This window comes from Rhizobium sp. GN54 (assembly GCF_021026345.1).
Classification (GTDB): Bacteria; Pseudomonadota; Alphaproteobacteria; order Rhizobiales; family Rhizobiaceae; genus Mycoplana.
In genome coordinates this window covers 188,543-204,444 of record NZ_JAJNCZ010000003.1, presented here as the reverse complement: position 1 = coordinate 204,444, position 15,902 = coordinate 188,543, and the positions used below count along the sequence as shown (strand labels likewise).

Genomic DNA, 15,902 nt, shown 5'->3' with positions numbered 1-15,902 from the left:
CGACCTTCAGAGCAGGTCGAGAAGACCTTCCTCCGTCGGCGTGGTGGAGACGACGACGGATTTGGCGAAGCGCTCGGGCACCATGGACGCCACATTGCGGCTGATACAGAGAAAGATCGTGTTTTCGAAGCTGTCCAGATATTCGGTGACCAGCGGCAGCTCGAAGAAGTGACGGGCCGATTCGCGCGAGTAGAACAGAACGGCATCCGGTTTCTCGTCGACGACCAGCGGCTTCAGCACGGCGCGTTTCGGTGGCGTCGGCTCCATGCGGTAGCATTCCACTGTCTCGTATACCACCCCGGCCGCATCGAGGCGGGCTTCGAACTGCTGCGACCGGGGCGTGCCGGCCAGGTAGAGGAGCGGTTCGGCCGGCACGCCGAAGTCCTGCCTGTGGCGGACGATCAGGTCGGCGAGGCTGTTGCCGTCGCTTCCCTCGGCAGCCAGCACGGTGCGAAAGCCCGCATCCGCCGCCGCGCGCGCCGTGGCGCGGCCGACGGCGAAGACGGTGGTGAGCAGATGACGGTCAAGCTCGCCGCCGATCGCGCGGAGGACGTTCGCGGCCTCCGCGCTGGTGATTGCGATGGCCGAGTGCCGCCGCGCGAGGCCCGCCGTCGCCGCATCCGTGTCATGGACGGGGACGACGAGGGACAGGATCGCGGGCGTGTGATGGAGGGCCTTGAGCTTTGCTGCGGTTTTTTCCGCCGATGCCTGGGGGCGGACGACCAGAACCCTCATCAGGTCCACCCGTCGAAGAAGCTGGTGCCGGCAGCCGCGCGCACCGTGTGGCCGGCTTTGGCGCCCAGTTCGGCCGCGTCGGAGGCCGCCCCCTCGATCGTCGTTTCGTGACAGAGCGAGCCGTCGGGGGTGAGGATCATGCCGCGGAAGCGGATGCGGCCGCCGTCGGAGACGGCATAGCCGGCAATCGGCGTGCGACAGGAGCCGTCCAGCACGGCCAGGAAACTGCGTTCGCAGGTGACCGCCTCGCTGGTCGAGGGATCGTTGATCGGGGCAAGCAGATCGGCGATGCGGCGGTCGCCGACGCGGGCCTCGACGCAGATCGCGCCCTGCGCCGGGGCGGGGAGAAGGATCTCCGGATCGAGGATCTGCGTCGCCACATGTTCCTTGGCGATCCGCTTCAGGCCGGCATAGGCCAAAAGCGTCGCATCGGCTTCACCGTCGGCGAGCTTGCGCAGTCGCGTATCCACCTGCCCGCGGAAGATGATGACCTTGATATCCGGGCGAAGCCTTCGCAACTGCGCCTGCCGCCGCAGCGAGGCGGAGCCGATCGTTGCACCCGGCGGCAATTCGAGGAACGTCGGCGCCGTCCGCCCGATGAAGGCGTCGCGCGGGTCTTCGCGTGGAAGGAAAGCTTCGAGTTCAAGGCCGTCCGGCAGGCGGGTCGGCATGTCCTTCGACGAATGCACGGCGAAGTCGAGGTCGCCGGAATAGAGCTGCGCCTCGATTTCCTCGGTGAAGAGGCCCTTGCCGCCGATCTCCGACAGGGCGCGATCGGTGATGCGGTCGCCCTTGGTGGAGAGGACCACGATCTCGAACATGTCTTCGGGCAGGCCATGTGCCGCCATCAGGCGCGCACGGGTTTCGTGCGTCTGAGCCAGCGCCAGCGGGCTGCCACGGGTCCCGATCCTGAAAGGTTTTGTTTGCATCCACCGTGATCCGTTGTTACCGGAAGCTCTCGTAACCGGCTTTTGCCACCATCGCAATCAACCAGCGTGCTTCATGTCGTCCCACCTGACCATCCTCGGCATCGAAACGAGCTGCGACGAGACCGCAGCGGCCGTCGTCGCACGGGATGAGGCCGGTCGCGGCACGATCCTCGGCGACGTGGTGCTGAGCCAGCTGGAAGAGCATAGCGCCTATGGCGGCGTCGTGCCGGAAATTGCGGCCCGGGCCCATGTCGAAGCGCTGGACGAACTGATCGGCCAGGCGCTTTCGCGCGCCGGCAAGACGCTGGACGAGGTGGATGCCATCGCGGCGACGAGCGGGCCGGGCCTGATCGGCGGGCTGATCGTCGGCCTGATGACCGGCAAGGCGATCGCGCGCGCCAAAAGCAAGCCGCTCTATGCGGTCAACCATCTGGAGGGGCATGCGCTGACGGCGCGGCTGACCGACGGGCTTTCCTTTCCCTACCTGATGCTGCTCGTCTCCGGCGGGCACACGCAACTGGTGCTGATACGCGGCGTCGGCGACTACGAGCGCTGGGGCACGACGATCGACGATGCGCTGGGGGAGGCCTTCGACAAGACGGCAAAGCTGCTCGGCCTTCCCTATCCGGGCGGGCCCGCGGTGGAGAGGGCGGCTATGACGGGTGATCCGGACCGGTTCACCTTCCCGCGGCCGCTCGTCGGCGAGAAGCGGCTCGACTTTTCCTTCTCCGGGCTGAAGACCGCCGTGCGCCAGGCGGCCCAATCGATCGAGCCGGTGAGCGAGCAGGACATCGCCGATATCTGCGCCTCGTTCCAGAAGGCGGTGTCGCGCACGTTGAAGGACCGCATCGGACGTGGGCTCGAGCGCTTCCGGCAGGCGTTCCCCGACGTTGCCGAGCCGGCCCTGGTCGTCGCCGGCGGCGTTGCCGCCAACAGGGTGCTGCGGGCGACCTTGCAGGAACTATGCGACCACAATCGGTTCCGCTTCGTCGCCCCGCCGCTTGCGCTCTGCACCGACAATGCGGCGATGATCGCCTGGGCGGGGCTGGAGCGGATGGCGTGCGGCCTGTCGCCCGACGATCTTTCGGTCGCACCCCGCGCGCGGTGGCCGCTCGATGCGGAGGCCGCGGCCATGCTCGGCTCGGGCAAGCGGGGGGCAAAGGCATGACGACCGGTCCGCATGTCGTGGTGGCGGGAGCCGGCGCCTTCGGCACCGCACTCGCAACCGTCATGGCCGAGACCGGCGAGAGCCGGGTGACGTTGCTCGCGCGGCGGGCGGAGACGGTGGCGGAGATCACGTCGTCGCGCCGCAACGAGGCCGCCCTGCCGGGGATCGCCCTTTCGGCGGCGCTCGAGGCGACCGTGGATCCGCACGTCCTGAAGGACGCGCCGGTCGTGCTCTTTGCCATGCCCTCGCAGGCACAGCGGGCGGCTGCGCGCGATCTCGCATCCTATCTTGATGACAAGGCCGCCGTTATCGTCTGCGCCAAGGGCATGGAGAAGGCCAGCGGGCGACTGCTGACCGATGTGCTGGCGGAGGAACTGCCGCGCCAGCATGTCGCCGTGCTATCCGGTCCAGGCTTCGCCGCCGACATTGCACGCGGGCTGCCGACGGCGATGGTGATCGCGGCCGCCGGCCTGGAGACGGCTGCGTCGCTGGCGCAGGCCCTGTCGGGGCCGACCTTCCGCCTCTATCCCTCGGGCGACCGGATCGGCGTGCAGCTCGGTGGCGCGCTCAAGAACGTGCTGGCGATCGCCTGCGGCATCGTCGAGGGCGCCGGGCTCGGGGATTCCGCCCGCGCGGCGCTGATTTCGCGCGGACTGGCGGAGATGTCGCGCTTCGTCGCCGCCCATGGCGGCGACGCGGCGACTGTGACGGGGCTTTCGGGCCTCGGCGATCTCGTGCTCACCGGCACAAGCCACCAGTCGCGCAACCTGCGCTTCGGCATCGAGCTTGGCCGCCACGGTAATGCGGACGGATGGTCCGGCGATCTCGTGGAGGGGGCATTCGCCGCCGGCGTCGCCTCGCGGGTCGCGGCCGAACGAAACATAGACATGCCGATCACCGACGCGGTCGCGGCGATCATCGACGGCAAGCTGGACCTGGCGACTGCAATCGGCAGGCTGATGACGCGACCGATCACCCAGGAATTCTGAAGAAAGGACATTGTGATGTTTTTTGCTCTTCTCTGCACCGACAAGCCCGGCGCGCTGCAATTGCGTCTCGACACGCGGCCGGTGCACGTCGCCCACCTGACGAAGCTGAACGAAGAGGGCAAGCTTGCCTTCGCCGGTCCCTTCCTCGATGCGGACGGCAAGCCGAACGGCAGCCTCGTCGTCGTCAGGGCCGATAGTGCCGAGGCGGCGCGCGCGCTCGGAGAGGCCGATCCCTTCTTCAAGGCGGGCGTCTTCGAAAGCGTCGAGGTGAAGCCCTGGACCTGGACCTTCAACAATCCGGAGGCATAAGGCGGATGGCCTACTGGCTTTACAAGTCGGAGCCCTTCAAGTGGTCCTGGCAGATGCAGAAGGATGCGGGCGAGAAGGGCACCGAGTGGAACGGGGTGCGAAACTACCTGGCGCGCAACAACATGCGTGCCATGCAGATCGGCGACAAGGGCTTCTTCTATCATTCCAACGAGGGGCTGGAGATCGTCGGCATCACCGAAGTCTGCGCGCTCTCGCATCCTGATTCGACGGCGGGCGACGATCCGCGCTGGGACTGCGTCGACATCCGTGCCGTCTGCGACATGCCGAATCCGGTGTCGCTGAAGGACATCAAGGCGAACCCGAAGCTGGAGAAGATGTCGCTGGTCACCTCGATGCGGCTGTCCGTCCAGCCGGTGACGGACGACGAATGGATCGAGGTCTGCCGCATGGGCGGGCTCGACAAGCCGCCGCGCTGACCGGCCCGAACCCGTGCGGACCGATCCGGAGCGCTTCATCCTCGACAACACGGCCATCCTGTCGCCGCCGCACGTGCCGGAGATCAGGTTGCGGCTGGCGTCCGAAGCGCACGACCTCTGGCTGAAGACCGAGGAGGAACTGGAGGCGATCGGCCTGCCGCCGCCGTTCTGGGCGTTTGCCTGGGCCGGCGGGCAGGGGCTTGCCCGCTACCTTCTCGATCATCCCGGCGTCGTCGGCGGCCGCAACGTGCTCGATTTCGCCAGCGGTTCCGGCCTCGTGGCGATTGCGGCGCGCCGCGCGGGGGCCGCGCGCGTGCTGGCGGCCGACATCGATCCGTGGACGGAGACGGCCGTGCGGCTGAATGCGGGGCTGAACGCGGTCGAGCTGGACTTCGAGCGGCAGGACCTGATCGGGACGGATCGTGGCTGGGACGTGGTTCTGGCCGGTGACGTCTTCTATGACAGCGATTTCGCCCGGGCCCTGGTCCCGTGGTTTCGCGACCTGGCGGCGCGCGGCGCGGCCGTTCTGGTCGGGGACCCCGGGCGCTCCTATTGCCCGAAGGAGCGGATGGAGCCGCTTGCGACCTACGAGGTGCCGGTCACGCGGGCGCTGGAAGACAGCGAGGTCAAGCGGACGACGGTATGGCGCTTCCTGCCGTGAGCGGGACGCCGCATGGCTATGCGACAAGAATCTTAACCATATTTCACGGTGGGGCTTTACAGCATTCCGGCGTGCGGTTGTGCCCCGGCCGCAAGACTCGGCCAGCTTGCGGCCGAGATTCAGCATATGGTGGGGTAAGCTACTGGAAAACCAACATCTTGTAGGGAACAAACCCTGAATCCGAGCGAGTCTTCGTTTCGTCTCCGATTCGTTCGCAAGGTGTTCCAGCTCCTGCCGCATCGCCCGGAAATCCGGGCAATACGGCCGCCAATTCGTCGGTTGCACTTGCCATTGCGCGCGACGATGGGCATTTGTGTTGCCGGCGCGCGGGCGATGACCGGCGCCGGACGATCGATACTCTCCGAGGCATGCCTTGAACGCTGCACCGATGATATTGAGCGGCCGCGGTGTCACCGCGGTGCTCGGGCCGACCAATACCGGCAAGACCCATTACGCAATCGAACGCATGGTGGTGCATGAGACGGGCGTGATTGGCCTGCCGCTGCGGCTTCTGGCGCGCGAGGTCTATACGCGCCTGGTCGAGAGGGTCGGCCATCACAATGTCGCGCTGATCACCGGCGAGGAGAAGATCACGCCGCACATGGCGCGCTATTCCGTCTGCACGGTGGAGGCGATGCCGCGGGAGACGCGGGCCTCCTTCGTGGCGATCGACGAGGTCCAGCTTGCCGGCGATCTCGAGCGCGGCCACATCTTCACCGACCGCATCCTGCATCTGCGCGGTCGCGACGAGACGCTGCTCCTGGGGGCGGCGACGATGAAGCCGATCCTCGAGCATCTGCTGCCGGGCATAACGGTCGTGGAGCGGCCGCGCCTGTCGCAGCTCTTCTATGCCGGCTCGAAAAAGATCACGCGGCTGCCGCAGCGCACGGCGATCGTCGCGTTTTCGGCCGACGAGGTTTATGCCATCGCCGAGCTCATCCGCCGCCAGCGGGGCGGTGCTGCGGTGGTGCTCGGCGCGCTCTCGCCGCGCACGCGCAATGCCCAGGTGGGGCTCTACCAGGAAGGCGACGTCGAATATCTCGTGGCCACCGATGCGATCGGCATGGGGCTCAACCTCGACGTCGACCATGTCGCGTTCGCCCAGGATCGCAAGTTCGACGGCTACCAGTTCCGCAATCTCAATCCCGGCGAACTCGGCCAGATCGCCGGCCGCGCCGGGCGGCACATGCGCGACGGCACCTTCGGCGTGACGGGTCGGGTCGATCCGTTCGAGCCGGAACTGGTCGAGCGGATCGAGGCGCACGAATTCGATCCCGTCCGCGTGCTGCAGTGGCGCTCCAAGCGGCTGGACTTCACCTCCATCGCCACCCTGAAGGCGAGCCTCGATGCGCCGCCGGCGATTTCCGGGCTCGCGCGCGCCCTTCCGGCCGTCGACCAGCAGGCGCTGGAGCATCTGGCGCGCTATCCCGAAGTCAAGGACATGGCGACGGCGCCGGAGCGGGTGGAGAAGCTGTGGGAGGCCTGCGCCCTGCCGGACTATCGCCGGATCACGCCCGCCCAGCACGCCGATCTGATCTCCACCCTCTATGCCGACCTTGTCCGGCGGGGTACGGTGAATGAGGATTTCCTGGCCGAGCAGGTGCGGCGGGCCGATCGCACCGATGGCGAGATTGACACGCTTTCGGCAAGAATCGCCCAGATAAGGACATGGACCTATGTCTCGAATCGCCCGGACTGGTTGGCCGATCCGACACACTGGCAGGAAAAGACGCGGGAAATCGAAGACCGATTGTCCGACGCGTTACATGAAAGGTTGACGAAACGCTTTGTTGATCGCAGGACATCTGTGCTCATGAAGCGCCTGAGAGAGAATGCGATGCTGGAAGCCGAAATCAGTGTGAATGGGGATGTCTTCGTCGAAGGGCATCATGTGGGGCAGTTGGCCGGATTCCGGTTCACGCTTGCTTCGGGCACGGAAGGTCCCGATGCGAAGGCGGTGCAGGGTGCCGCCCAGAAGGCGCTTGCGCTGGAATTCGAGGCGCGTGCCGCCCGGCTTCATGCGGCCGGCAACAGCGATCTCGCCGTCGGGTCGGACGGGACCGTGCGCTGGCTCGGCGAGCCCGTCGCGCGCCTTGCCGCAAGCGAGCACATCATGCGCCCGCGCGTCATCCTGCTCGCCGACGAGCAACTGACCGGAAACGCGCGCGACCATGTCGCGGCGCGCATCGAGCGCTTCGTCAATCATCATATTGCCACCGTGCTCAAGCCGCTCGACGATCTGTCCCGCGCAGAAGACCTGCAGGGACTGGCCAAGGGGCTTGCGTTCCAACTGGTCGAGGCGCTCGGCGTGCTGTTCCGCCGGGACGTCGCCGACGACGTGAAGTCGCTAGACCAGGAGGCCCGCTCGTCGATCCGCAAGCACGGTATCCGCTTCGGCGCCTACCACATCTTCATGCCGGCGCTTCTGAAGCCGGCGCCGGCCGAACTGATCACGCTGCTCTGGGCGCTCAAGAACGACGGCCTGGACAAGCCCGGCTACGGCGAGCTGATCCCGGCGTTGGCGGCGGGGCGTACCTCGATCGTCACGGATCCGGCCTTCGAGCGCATGTTCTACAAGCTCGCGGGCTTCCGCTTCCTCGGCAAGCGCGCGGTGCGCATCGACATCCTGGAGCGCCTGGCGGACCTGATCCGTCCGCTGCTGCAGTGGAAGCCGGGCTCTGCGCCGCGTCCGGACGGCGCCTATGACGGCCGCCGCTTCACCGCCACGACGTCGATGCTTTCCATCCTGGGCGCCACGCCGGACGATATGGAAGAGATCCTCAAGGGTCTCGGTTATCGCGCCGACAGCGTGAAGGCCGAGGATGCCGCAGCCTTCCTGGCTGCCGAGGACGCCAAGCTGGCGCCGAAGGCCGAGAGCGATGCCCCGGCCGCTACCGATGCGCCCGGTGACGACGCTTCCCCGGCGACGGGCGAAGCCGAGGCGGAAGGTGAAGCCGAAACGACCGTGGCCGAAGCATCGGCCGCGCCTGAGGCCCCGGCCGAAACCGAAGCAACGGTTGCCGGTGAAGCTACCTCTGCCGGTGAAGAAGCACCTGCCGCCGAAGCCGAAAGTGCGGCGCCGGAGGCGGCTGCCGCCGAGCCGATCGCTACCGAGCCGGCCGCTGCCGAGGCGGACATTGCCGAGGCGAGCGCCGAACCGGCCGCCGATGCCGCCGCATCCGAAGGCGAGGCCCCGGCGGAAGTCCGCCCGGTCCTGCTCTGGCGTCCGGGCGGCCGCAACGACCGCAGCGACAATGCCCGTCAGGGCCAGCGCGGGCATGGCGAGCGCGGGCAGGGTGAACGCCGCGGTGACCGGGGGCAACGCGCGGGTGGACGCAATGAGGGCGACAGGCGCGACGGCGACCGTCGCGACGCCCAGCGGCAGGGCGGGCGTCCCGATTTCGGGAAGGGCCGCGACGGAAAGCCGCAGGGTGGCCGACCGGACCGGAATGAGCGCAATGACCGCCCGCAGCGCGACGATCGCGGCGGCAAGCCCGCCAAGTTCGAGGCGCGTCCGCCGCGCAAGGAGAAGCCGATCGATCCGGATTCGCCCTTTGCCAAGCTCGCTGCCCTGAAGGAGCAGATGAAGAAGTAGGGACATGACGGACGACGCAGACCAGCCATCGAGCGAGCGCGAGCCGGGTCAGGGACGCCAGCGCATCGACAAGTGGCTGTTCTTCGCCCGTCTTCGCAAGTCCCGCACGCTCGCGGCCAAGTCCGTCGAACACGGCGATGTCAGGGTCAACGGGCAGCCCGTCCGGCAACCGTCGTTCAACGTAAAGCCCGGGGACACGGTCGTCGTGTCTCTCGACCGACAGGATCGCGTCGTGAAGGTGCTCCTTCCGGGCACACGGCGCGGCCCTTACGAAGAAGCGCGCCTGCTCTACGAGGACCTGACGCCGGCTGCTCCGGCGCGCGATCGGGGCAGCCTGTTCGAGCAGGTGACGCGTGAGCGCGGCACCGGTCGCCCGACCAAGCGGGAGCGACGGGAAACGGATGCCCTGCGTGGCCGTTTCGATCCTCCGGACGAATAGAAAACTGTCCCGCTCAGCCTTGATTTCGCGCATGGTTTATCCTTGCAAACGGGGATCAAAGTCGCTACGTCGGACCCATGGGCGGGAGCGGGATCAGCGCCGTTTGCGCGGTGCATTCCTCCGCCTGCGCCGGTCTTCCCGGCGGAAGTGACGGCCGACCGTCCTTCGGACAGGAATTTCGCTGGAGTAACTCATGACGTACGTCGTGACCGACAATTGCATTCGCTGCAAATATACGGACTGTGTCGAGGTCTGCCCGGTTGACTGCTTCTACGAGGGCGAGAACTTCCTGGTGATCCATCCCGACGAATGCATCGATTGCGGTGTCTGCGAGCCGGAATGTCCTGCCGAGGCGATCAAACCGGATACGGAGCCGGGGCTCGACAAGTGGTTGAAGATCAACGCCGAATTTGCGCAGGTCTGGCCGAATATCACGGTGAAGAAAGACGCGATGCCGGAGGCGAAGGCCTATGACGGCGAGGAAGGAAAGTACGAGAAGTACTTCTCCGCCGAGCCCGGCCAGGGCGACTGACGCCGCCGTCGTCGGGTCGCTCGAATTGGGGAAAACCGGTCAGGTCTGTCCGAAAGGGGATAGGGCAGGCTTGATGACCCATGCGAAGCAAATTATTGATTTCGGCACTTTTTTGTGGTAGGGTCGCAACACTGATCCACGTTGAGGCACTTGGTGTGCCCGAACACCACCACGAAAGCAAACGATCCCAAAGGTGCCGCTCACCCCTATAGGCAACGTCATCGTTGTCGTTCCGTGATGTGCCATCGCATTCGTTTGTGCCTTGTTGGACGGACCAGGAATGGTGCCACCCAGACGGTGTCTCCGTCTTTCCCGGGCCTTCTTGACCCGGCCCCGGCTCGCGCCGGGAGCGTTACAGGGAGTATTTGAATAGAATGACGACCCAGCAGAAGAAGTCTTCCACGCGTCACGGTTTCAAGACCGGCGAATCGATCGTCTACCCGGCTCACGGTGTCGGCCAGATCGTCGCCATCGAGGAACAGGAAGTCGCCGGCATGAAGCTCGAGCTTTTTGTCATCGATTTCGAGAAGGACAAGATGCGCCTGAAGGTTCCGGTCGCAAAGGCTGTTTCCATCGGCATGCGCAAGCTTTCCGAAACCGATTTCGTCGATCGCGCGTTGAAGGTTGTTCAGGGCAAGGCCCGCGTCAAGCGCACCATGTGGTCGCGCCGCGCGCAGGAATATGATGCCAAGATCAATTCCGGCGACCTGATCTCGATCGCAGAGGTGGTTCGCGATCTCTATCGCGCCGAAAACCAGCCGGAGCAGTCCTATTCCGAGCGCCAGCTCTATGAAGCAGCGCTCGACCGCATGGCCCGCGAGATCGCCGCCGTCAACAAGATGTCCGAAACCGAAGCCGTCCGCCTTGTCGAGACCAACCTGAACAAGGGTCCCAAGCGCGGCAAGGCCATCGAAGAGGACGACGCCCAGGACGAGGCAGCCTGAGACGAGGCAGCCTGTAGAGGTATCCGCCTTTTCGGAACATTCAACCCGGCTGGTCTCCAGCCGGGTTTTTTGTTGGAACTTTTCCCGCGCGCGCACGTTCAGGCGAATGACAATCCATGCTGGCGCGTTTGCTCTGTGTTGTTTTGTCCGAAACACGCCATCCGCGCAGGCGGAACAGTCCGGGCCGCAAAGCCTAACGATATGAAGATTGCCACTCGCTCGTGGGTCTCGAGCAGTATAGCATGTCCTCGTGCGGCCGACCGAGGGTCCGTTTGACCCGGGTCAGGTCTGCCGCCGCGAAGATCTCGCAGACGCATGCATTGTCAGGTGAATACCCTGGTCACGTTGACCGGGGATCCTTTCAATCCCGGCTCAGGGGAGACGCCAATGGCTACCACCGCCGCAGACCGTCGCATGATCAAGATCGCAATGTCGGCTCCCTATCTCGAGCGTGAAGAGGAACAGGCGCTCGCCTTCGCGTGGCGCAAGGATCATGACCAGGAGGCCCGCAATCGCATCGCCATGGCCCATATGCGCCTGGTGATTTCGCTTGCCGCGCGCTTCCGCAATTTCGGCCTGCCGTTCAACGACCTGCTGCAGGAAGGGTATATCGGCCTTCTGGAGGCTGCTGCCCGCTTCGAACCGGAGCGCGAGGTTCGCTTCTCCACCTATGCGACCTGGTGGATCCGCGCCTCGATCCAGGACTACGTCCTGCGCAACTGGTCGATCGTGCGCGGTGGCACGAGTTCGGCGCAAAAGGCGTTGTTCTTCAACCTGCGCCGGCTGCGGGCCCGCATCGCGCGGGGCGATGCCCATCTCACCTCCGAATCCGTCTACCGCGAGATCGCGACCGCGTTGAAGGTCAGCCCGGCCGACGTGCGCAACATGGATGCGCGCCTTGCCTCGTCGGACGTCTCGCTGCAGGCTCCGGTCTCCGGGGGCGAGGAGAACGGTGCCAGCCATATCGATTTTCTCGCAAGCGACGCCCCCCTGCCGGACGAAGAGGTCACGGAGATGATCGACGGCGAGCGCCGCCGCCAATGGCTGCATCGGGCACTGGAACGGCTGAACGAGCGCGAGATGAAGATCATCCGGGCCAGGCGGCTCACCGACAGCAGTTCGACCTTGGAAGAGCTCGGCGCCGACCTCGGGATTTCCAAGGAGCGCGTCCGCCAGATCGAGAACCGGGCGATGGAGAAGCTGCGCATCGCGCTTTGCGAAGCATCGCCCGCATTCGCCTGACTGACGTCGAAAGCCGGGTTCGGCCCGCCCTATGGCGCGCCAGATCAGTAGGCGTGCATTGCCGTCCAACGCGGCGCGGGCGGAAAGCGGCGGTCTACTTCTTGCCACCCTCGGCGGCGGCAAGGGCCGCCGCATCAGCCTGCCGCTTGTACATCGCGGCGGCGGCCGCCTCCTTTCCCTCTCCACCTGCTCCCTCTCCGCCCACCTGGAACGTCGGCTGGGCAAACGAGATATCGTTCTCCGCAAAGGCCTGCGTAATCATGGTGTAGGCGCGCCGGCGGATGGCCGTCTGCTCGCCTGTGGGCCTGGCGGTGAAGCCGAAGCTGATCTCGATGCCGAATTCACCGATCTGCTCGACGCCCTTCATTCTCAGCGTCTTGATGATGTGCGGCCCGAGTTCCGGATCCTCCTGGAGCTGCTTGCCGATTTCCTTGGCCAGCTTGCCGACCTTGGCGATGTCGGTCTTGAACGGCACCCGGACGCGGAACTTGTCAATGGTCCAGTCGCGGCTGCCGTTGCGGATTGCGCCCAGTTCACCGAAGGGCACGGTGAAGACCGATCCGCGGTGATGCCTGAGCCGGATCGAGCGCAGGCTGAAGGATTCCACGACGCCGTTGTAGCTGCCGCTTTCGATCCATTCCCCTACTCGGAACGCATCGTCCATCAGGTAGAAGACGCCGCTGACGATGTCCTTGACGAGCGTTTGCGATCCGAAGCCGATGGCGACGCCGAAGATGCCGGCGCCGGCGATCAGGGGGCCGATCTGGACGCCCATCTCCGCAAGGATGGTCATAGCGGCGACGCAGATCAGCACCGCCGCCAGGGCGTTGCGGAAGATGGGGAGAAGCGTCCGCAGCCGGGCGTGCCGGGCCGCTTCGTCGGGCGAAACGGCAAGATCGTCGGATGCCGGCGTCAGCCTGCGGTCGATATACGCCTTTGCCAGGTGCCATGCGAGATCGACGATCAGGAGCACGACGATGCTCTTGAACAGTCCGTATACCAGCGTGCGAACGAACGGGCTGTCCGACGTGATGACGCTCGGGTTGTAGTACCAGCTCAGTCCAAGCCATCCCAGGGCCAGCAGGAGGATGATGGCGCGGACGCCCCTGAGCAGCAGCACCATCCGCGGGGTGTTCGTGTCCTCCTCGTTCCAGCGCGTCAACGCGAAGGCCCGGGTGAGGCGATCGGCACCAGACAGCAGACGGGGCAGGACGACAGCGTAGATGGCCAGCCAGAACAGCCCCATGAAATCGATGCTCCACAGCAGCCAGAGCAGCACCAGATAGAGCGACGCCAGGATGTTGGCGACCCGGGTGGGGGGATTGCCCCTTCGATCGACCGGGCGTCGCCAGACGGCTTCGAGCGCGATCAGGAAAAGCGCGACCGAGAACAGGTAGACGATATCGGTCCGTACATCATTGTCGACGCCCAGCGGCCGGCACATCGCCCACAGGGCAAGTCCGAGGGTGAACACCGCCGCGAGGATCCGGATGCGAGAATACTGGAACGCCGACATGCCGCCCGTATCCACGGAGAGACGGCAGAGCCCCATGATCAGGCGATAGCCGATGACCGCCAGCAGCGCGTAGAGAATGACGGCGCGGACGAGCGGCGGCCAGTCGACGGCCATGAAGATCAGCGTCGAGACGACGGTGAACACGATCAAGGGGCCGAATTCGACATAGGCGCGGGTGAGGACCGGGCTCTGGAACTTCGCCCTGGAAGCGGTCCTGCGGAACAGCCATTCGAGTGCCGCTCCGACGCCGACGATGCCGAGCAAGAGATAGAGTGCCGGGGCGAAGCCGCTCTCGCTGGCCTGCTGGCGGACCTTGCCTGCGGCCGACGCGATCTCGGACGGGATCCTCGGCAGGGCGGCACGCAGCGCCTGGAAGCGGGTGCGTGCCTGCGCCTCCATCTTCTCGACCTCCAGCGTGGCCTCCTGTTCGACCTTCGCGGCTGTCGAGGCGGGACGGTTCTGCAGCCAGTTCCTGATCTCCGGATCGTCCAGCAGCTTGATGAGCTCGGCGACCTTCTCCGGCGGCGGGGCGGCCGTCTGTGCGGCGCCATCGGCAGGCGCCGGCGTCTGGGCCGTCGCCATGGGAGCGAGCATCAGCAAAAACACGAAGACGAGGCGCGACAGAAGATATGCGGGAAATTTCGGCATAGGGTCCTGGCCAGTTTGCGGACACACGAAACGTCATCCGCCTGTCATCGAATGAAAACGGCCTCATCTCATTAGCATCTGTGAGGGCGTGCCGAAAGATGGCACAATCGTGGCGTTCACGCCAAGGCGACGATCCCGGGCAGGCTACTCGGTGATGATCTTGATCTTGTCGCCGGGCTTGATCGTGCTCGTGGCCGTCATCGCATTGATCAGCCGGAACAGGTCAAGCTTCCTGTCCGTCCCCATCATGCGGCCGGCGAGCGACGCGACGGTGTCGCCTGCGCGCGCGGTGACGACACGCACGCGCAGCGGTTTCAGCGAGGCCACTTCCTGGGGCGTCAGCTGGCGGAACGACGTCTTCAGGACGTCGGCCGTCGGCTCGAGCGCGGGCGAGCCTTGGGGGACGGCCGTCAGAAACCGGTAGATCTGGTTGCCGATTCGCACGACGGTGACATCGAATTCCCAGCGGTCGGCCGCCGCCCGCGCAGTGGCGGCCTCGAGCCCGTTGATCGTGGCGGGCCGGATCGTGTCGGTCTTCAGGCCCGTCACCCAGCCGCTGGAAATGTAGTTCACCAGGCTCTGGCGCTGGTTGTCGGCAACGCCGTCGAAACGGATGGCGATGTCGCCCGGACCCGTCGCCAGCACGGCGTCGGCCTTGTTGTCGATCTGGAAGCCGGCGGGCACGTCGAAGCGGATGCCGAGCTTGCCGTGCAGGAACGTCTGCCCGCGGACATAGCCCTCCTGCGGGCTGTCGCCATAGAGCAGGCCGTCGATGCCGGCGAGGTAGTAGTCGCGGCCGCGGTCTCCCACCGTGCCCTCCGCCCCGAAGGCGCGGGCATGGCGGCGCGCCAGTTCCACCCGCTGGGGCGCGTTCGGATGGCTCGACAGGAAGTCCAGGCTCTGGTCGGCCTCGGGATCGACCGCGTTGAACTGCCCGTAGGCGGCCATGCTGTCGAGGAAGCGCGCCGCAGCATAGGGATCGTAGCCGGCCTCGCCCAGCATGCGTACGCCGATGACATCCGCCTGGAGTTCCTGGTTCCGGGAAAACGCCGCCAGCCGCAGCTTGCCGCGGGCGAGCGCCTGCTTGCCGGCGATGTTGCTGGAGAGCACTTCGGCGACGACGCGGCTGGCGATGACCTCCGCCTCTTCCTTCTTCTGGCGCTCGATGCCGTGATTGGCCGTCACGTGGGCCATCTCGTGCGACAGGACGGCGGCGACTTCGGAGGCGTCGTTGGCAAGCGCCAGCAGGCCGCGGGTGACGTAGAGATAGCCGCCGGGCAGCGCGAAGGCGTTGATCGCCGGCGAGTTCAGGATGGTGATGCGGTAGGACTGGTTGGGGTTTTCCGACACCGCCGTCAGCGCGCCGGCGATGCGGGCGACGAGGCGTTCTGTCTTGGCGTCCTTGTATTCCCCGCCGTAACTGGCGACGATGCGCGGATGTTCGCGCGCGCCCATGGCCGCACGCGGATCGTTCTTCTGCACCTCCGCGACGATCTGGGGGCTCGACGACGGGGCGACGGTCGGCTGGTAGGTCTGCTCCAGGGCCGACTGGCACGAGGCGAGCAGGCCGGCAAGCGCAAGCACCAGCGCGGCGCGCGCGCCGACCGTTCCGCGTTCCTTGCTCAAACCTCCATGCTGAAGGTTCTCCAGCATCCGCCCCATGCCCTTTCACAGACCTTGTCGCCTGCCCGCAAGGCAAGCGCGTTCTCGACTTCCGGACCGTAGCCGAACCGAAGTCGGAGAACCTCGTTAGTTCGA

Annotated in this window: 14 protein-coding genes; 10 read left to right on the top strand and 4 right to left on the bottom strand. The window is 66.0% G+C overall.

Annotation, left to right across the window (positions count from 1 at the left end):
- Nucleotides 1-6: 6 nt before the first annotated feature.
- Both LQK81_RS10235 and hemC read right to left on the bottom strand, forming a co-directional pair.
- The gene (locus LQK81_RS10235) at nucleotides 7-735 is read right to left on the bottom strand and encodes a uroporphyrinogen-III synthase (protein WP_230805990.1); all 729 of its coding nucleotides are present in this window, start codon (nucleotides 733-735) and stop codon (nucleotides 7-9) included.
- Nucleotides 735-1,664 (bottom strand): hydroxymethylbilane synthase, encoded by a 930-nt coding sequence (hemC, locus tag LQK81_RS10230; RefSeq protein WP_230805989.1) that lies wholly within the window; start codon nucleotides 1,662-1,664, stop codon nucleotides 735-737. The genes LQK81_RS10235 and hemC overlap by 1 nt, the downstream gene beginning before the upstream one ends.
- A gap of 73 nt (nucleotides 1,665-1,737) precedes the next feature.
- Between hemC and tsaD the strand changes: the two genes are divergently transcribed.
- From tsaD to LQK81_RS10180, 10 genes are all read left to right on the top strand, one after another.
- The gene (gene tsaD, locus LQK81_RS10225; protein ID WP_230805988.1) at nucleotides 1,738-2,832 is read left to right on the top strand and encodes a tRNA (adenosine(37)-N6)-threonylcarbamoyltransferase complex transferase subunit TsaD; all 1,095 of its coding nucleotides are present in this window, start codon (nucleotides 1,738-1,740) and stop codon (nucleotides 2,830-2,832) included.
- Nucleotides 2,829-3,821 carry an NAD(P)H-dependent glycerol-3-phosphate dehydrogenase gene (locus LQK81_RS10220; RefSeq protein ID WP_230805987.1) on the top strand — a complete coding sequence of 331 codons (993 nt, stop codon included), beginning with the start codon at nucleotides 2,829-2,831 and terminating at the stop codon, nucleotides 3,819-3,821. The genes tsaD and LQK81_RS10220 overlap by 4 nt, the downstream gene beginning before the upstream one ends.
- 15 nt (nucleotides 3,822-3,836) lie before the next feature.
- On the top strand, nucleotides 3,837-4,130 hold the full coding sequence (locus tag LQK81_RS10215; RefSeq protein WP_230805986.1) for a YciI-like protein: 294 nt from the start codon (nucleotides 3,837-3,839) through the stop codon (nucleotides 4,128-4,130).
- A 5-nt stretch (nucleotides 4,131-4,135) separates the two neighbouring features.
- Nucleotides 4,136-4,567 (top strand): EVE domain-containing protein, encoded by a 432-nt coding sequence (locus LQK81_RS10210; RefSeq protein ID WP_230805985.1) that lies wholly within the window; start codon nucleotides 4,136-4,138, stop codon nucleotides 4,565-4,567.
- Nucleotides 4,568-4,580: 13 nt separating this feature from the next.
- Nucleotides 4,581-5,228, top strand: coding sequence for a class I SAM-dependent methyltransferase (locus tag LQK81_RS10205; protein WP_230805984.1), 648 nt, complete (start codon nucleotides 4,581-4,583; stop codon nucleotides 5,226-5,228).
- Nucleotides 5,229-5,616: 388 nt separating this feature from the next.
- Entirely contained in the window at nucleotides 5,617-8,823 is a 3,207-nt protein-coding gene (locus LQK81_RS10200; protein ID WP_230806528.1) for a helicase-related protein, read from the top strand.
- Between the two features lie 4 nt (nucleotides 8,824-8,827).
- Nucleotides 8,828-9,262, top strand: a complete 435-nt coding sequence (locus LQK81_RS10195; RefSeq protein ID WP_230805983.1) for an RNA-binding S4 domain-containing protein — start codon at nucleotides 8,828-8,830, stop codon at nucleotides 9,260-9,262.
- A gap of 193 nt (nucleotides 9,263-9,455) precedes the next feature.
- Nucleotides 9,456-9,794 carry a ferredoxin FdxA gene (gene fdxA, locus LQK81_RS10190; protein WP_230805982.1) on the top strand — a complete coding sequence of 113 codons (339 nt, stop codon included), beginning with the start codon at nucleotides 9,456-9,458 and terminating at the stop codon, nucleotides 9,792-9,794.
- Nucleotides 9,795-10,168: 374 nt separating this feature from the next.
- Nucleotides 10,169-10,738 carry a CarD family transcriptional regulator gene (locus tag LQK81_RS10185; protein WP_112595444.1) on the top strand — a complete coding sequence of 190 codons (570 nt, stop codon included), beginning with the start codon at nucleotides 10,169-10,171 and terminating at the stop codon, nucleotides 10,736-10,738.
- A 387-nt stretch (nucleotides 10,739-11,125) separates the two neighbouring features.
- Nucleotides 11,126-11,980: an RNA polymerase factor sigma-32 gene (locus LQK81_RS10180; RefSeq protein WP_230805981.1), complete on the top strand. Its 855-nt coding sequence runs from the start codon at nucleotides 11,126-11,128 to the stop codon at nucleotides 11,978-11,980.
- 94 nt (nucleotides 11,981-12,074) lie between these two features.
- Here the strand turns inward: LQK81_RS10180 and LQK81_RS10175 are convergent, their stop codons facing one another.
- Both LQK81_RS10175 and LQK81_RS10170 read right to left on the bottom strand, forming a co-directional pair.
- On the bottom strand, nucleotides 12,075-14,144 hold the full coding sequence (locus LQK81_RS10175) for a mechanosensitive ion channel family protein (RefSeq protein WP_230805979.1): 2,070 nt from the start codon (nucleotides 14,142-14,144) through the stop codon (nucleotides 12,075-12,077).
- Nucleotides 14,145-14,288: 144 nt separating this feature from the next.
- A complete protein-coding gene (locus LQK81_RS10170) occupies nucleotides 14,289-15,797 on the bottom strand; it encodes a M48 family metalloprotease (RefSeq protein WP_230805977.1) in 1,509 nt (502 codons plus the stop codon).
- Between the last annotated feature and the right edge of the window lie 105 nt (nucleotides 15,798-15,902).

What these genes read in the sequence shown, in the direction of transcription:
- LQK81_RS10180 (WP_230805981.1), top strand. Translation starts at nt 11,126, where the DNA reads ATGGCTACCACCGCCGCAGACCGTCGCATGATCAAGATCGCAATGTCG.
- LQK81_RS10235 (WP_230805990.1), bottom strand. Translation starts at nt 735, where the DNA reads ATGAGGGTTCTGGTCGTCCGCCCCCAGGCATCGGCGGAAAAAACCGCA.
- LQK81_RS10220 (WP_230805987.1), top strand. Translation starts at nt 2,829, where the DNA reads ATGACGACCGGTCCGCATGTCGTGGTGGCGGGAGCCGGCGCCTTCGGC.
- hemC (WP_230805989.1), bottom strand. Translation starts at nt 1,664, where the DNA reads ATGCAAACAAAACCTTTCAGGATCGGGACCCGTGGCAGCCCGCTGGCG.
- LQK81_RS10195 (WP_230805983.1), top strand. Translation starts at nt 8,828, where the DNA reads ATGACGGACGACGCAGACCAGCCATCGAGCGAGCGCGAGCCGGGTCAG.
- LQK81_RS10215 (WP_230805986.1), top strand. Translation starts at nt 3,837, where the DNA reads ATGTTTTTTGCTCTTCTCTGCACCGACAAGCCCGGCGCGCTGCAATTG.
- LQK81_RS10200 (WP_230806528.1), top strand. Translation starts at nt 5,617, where the DNA reads ATGATATTGAGCGGCCGCGGTGTCACCGCGGTGCTCGGGCCGACCAAT.
- LQK81_RS10210 (WP_230805985.1), top strand. Translation starts at nt 4,136, where the DNA reads ATGGCCTACTGGCTTTACAAGTCGGAGCCCTTCAAGTGGTCCTGGCAG.
- tsaD (WP_230805988.1), top strand. Translation starts at nt 1,738, where the DNA reads ATGTCGTCCCACCTGACCATCCTCGGCATCGAAACGAGCTGCGACGAG.
- fdxA (WP_230805982.1), top strand. Translation starts at nt 9,456, where the DNA reads ATGACGTACGTCGTGACCGACAATTGCATTCGCTGCAAATATACGGAC.
- LQK81_RS10170 (WP_230805977.1), bottom strand. Translation starts at nt 15,797, where the DNA reads ATGCTGGAGAACCTTCAGCATGGAGGTTTGAGCAAGGAACGCGGAACG.
- LQK81_RS10175 (WP_230805979.1), bottom strand. Translation starts at nt 14,144, where the DNA reads ATGCCGAAATTTCCCGCATATCTTCTGTCGCGCCTCGTCTTCGTGTTT.
- LQK81_RS10185 (WP_112595444.1), top strand. Translation starts at nt 10,169, where the DNA reads ATGACGACCCAGCAGAAGAAGTCTTCCACGCGTCACGGTTTCAAGACC.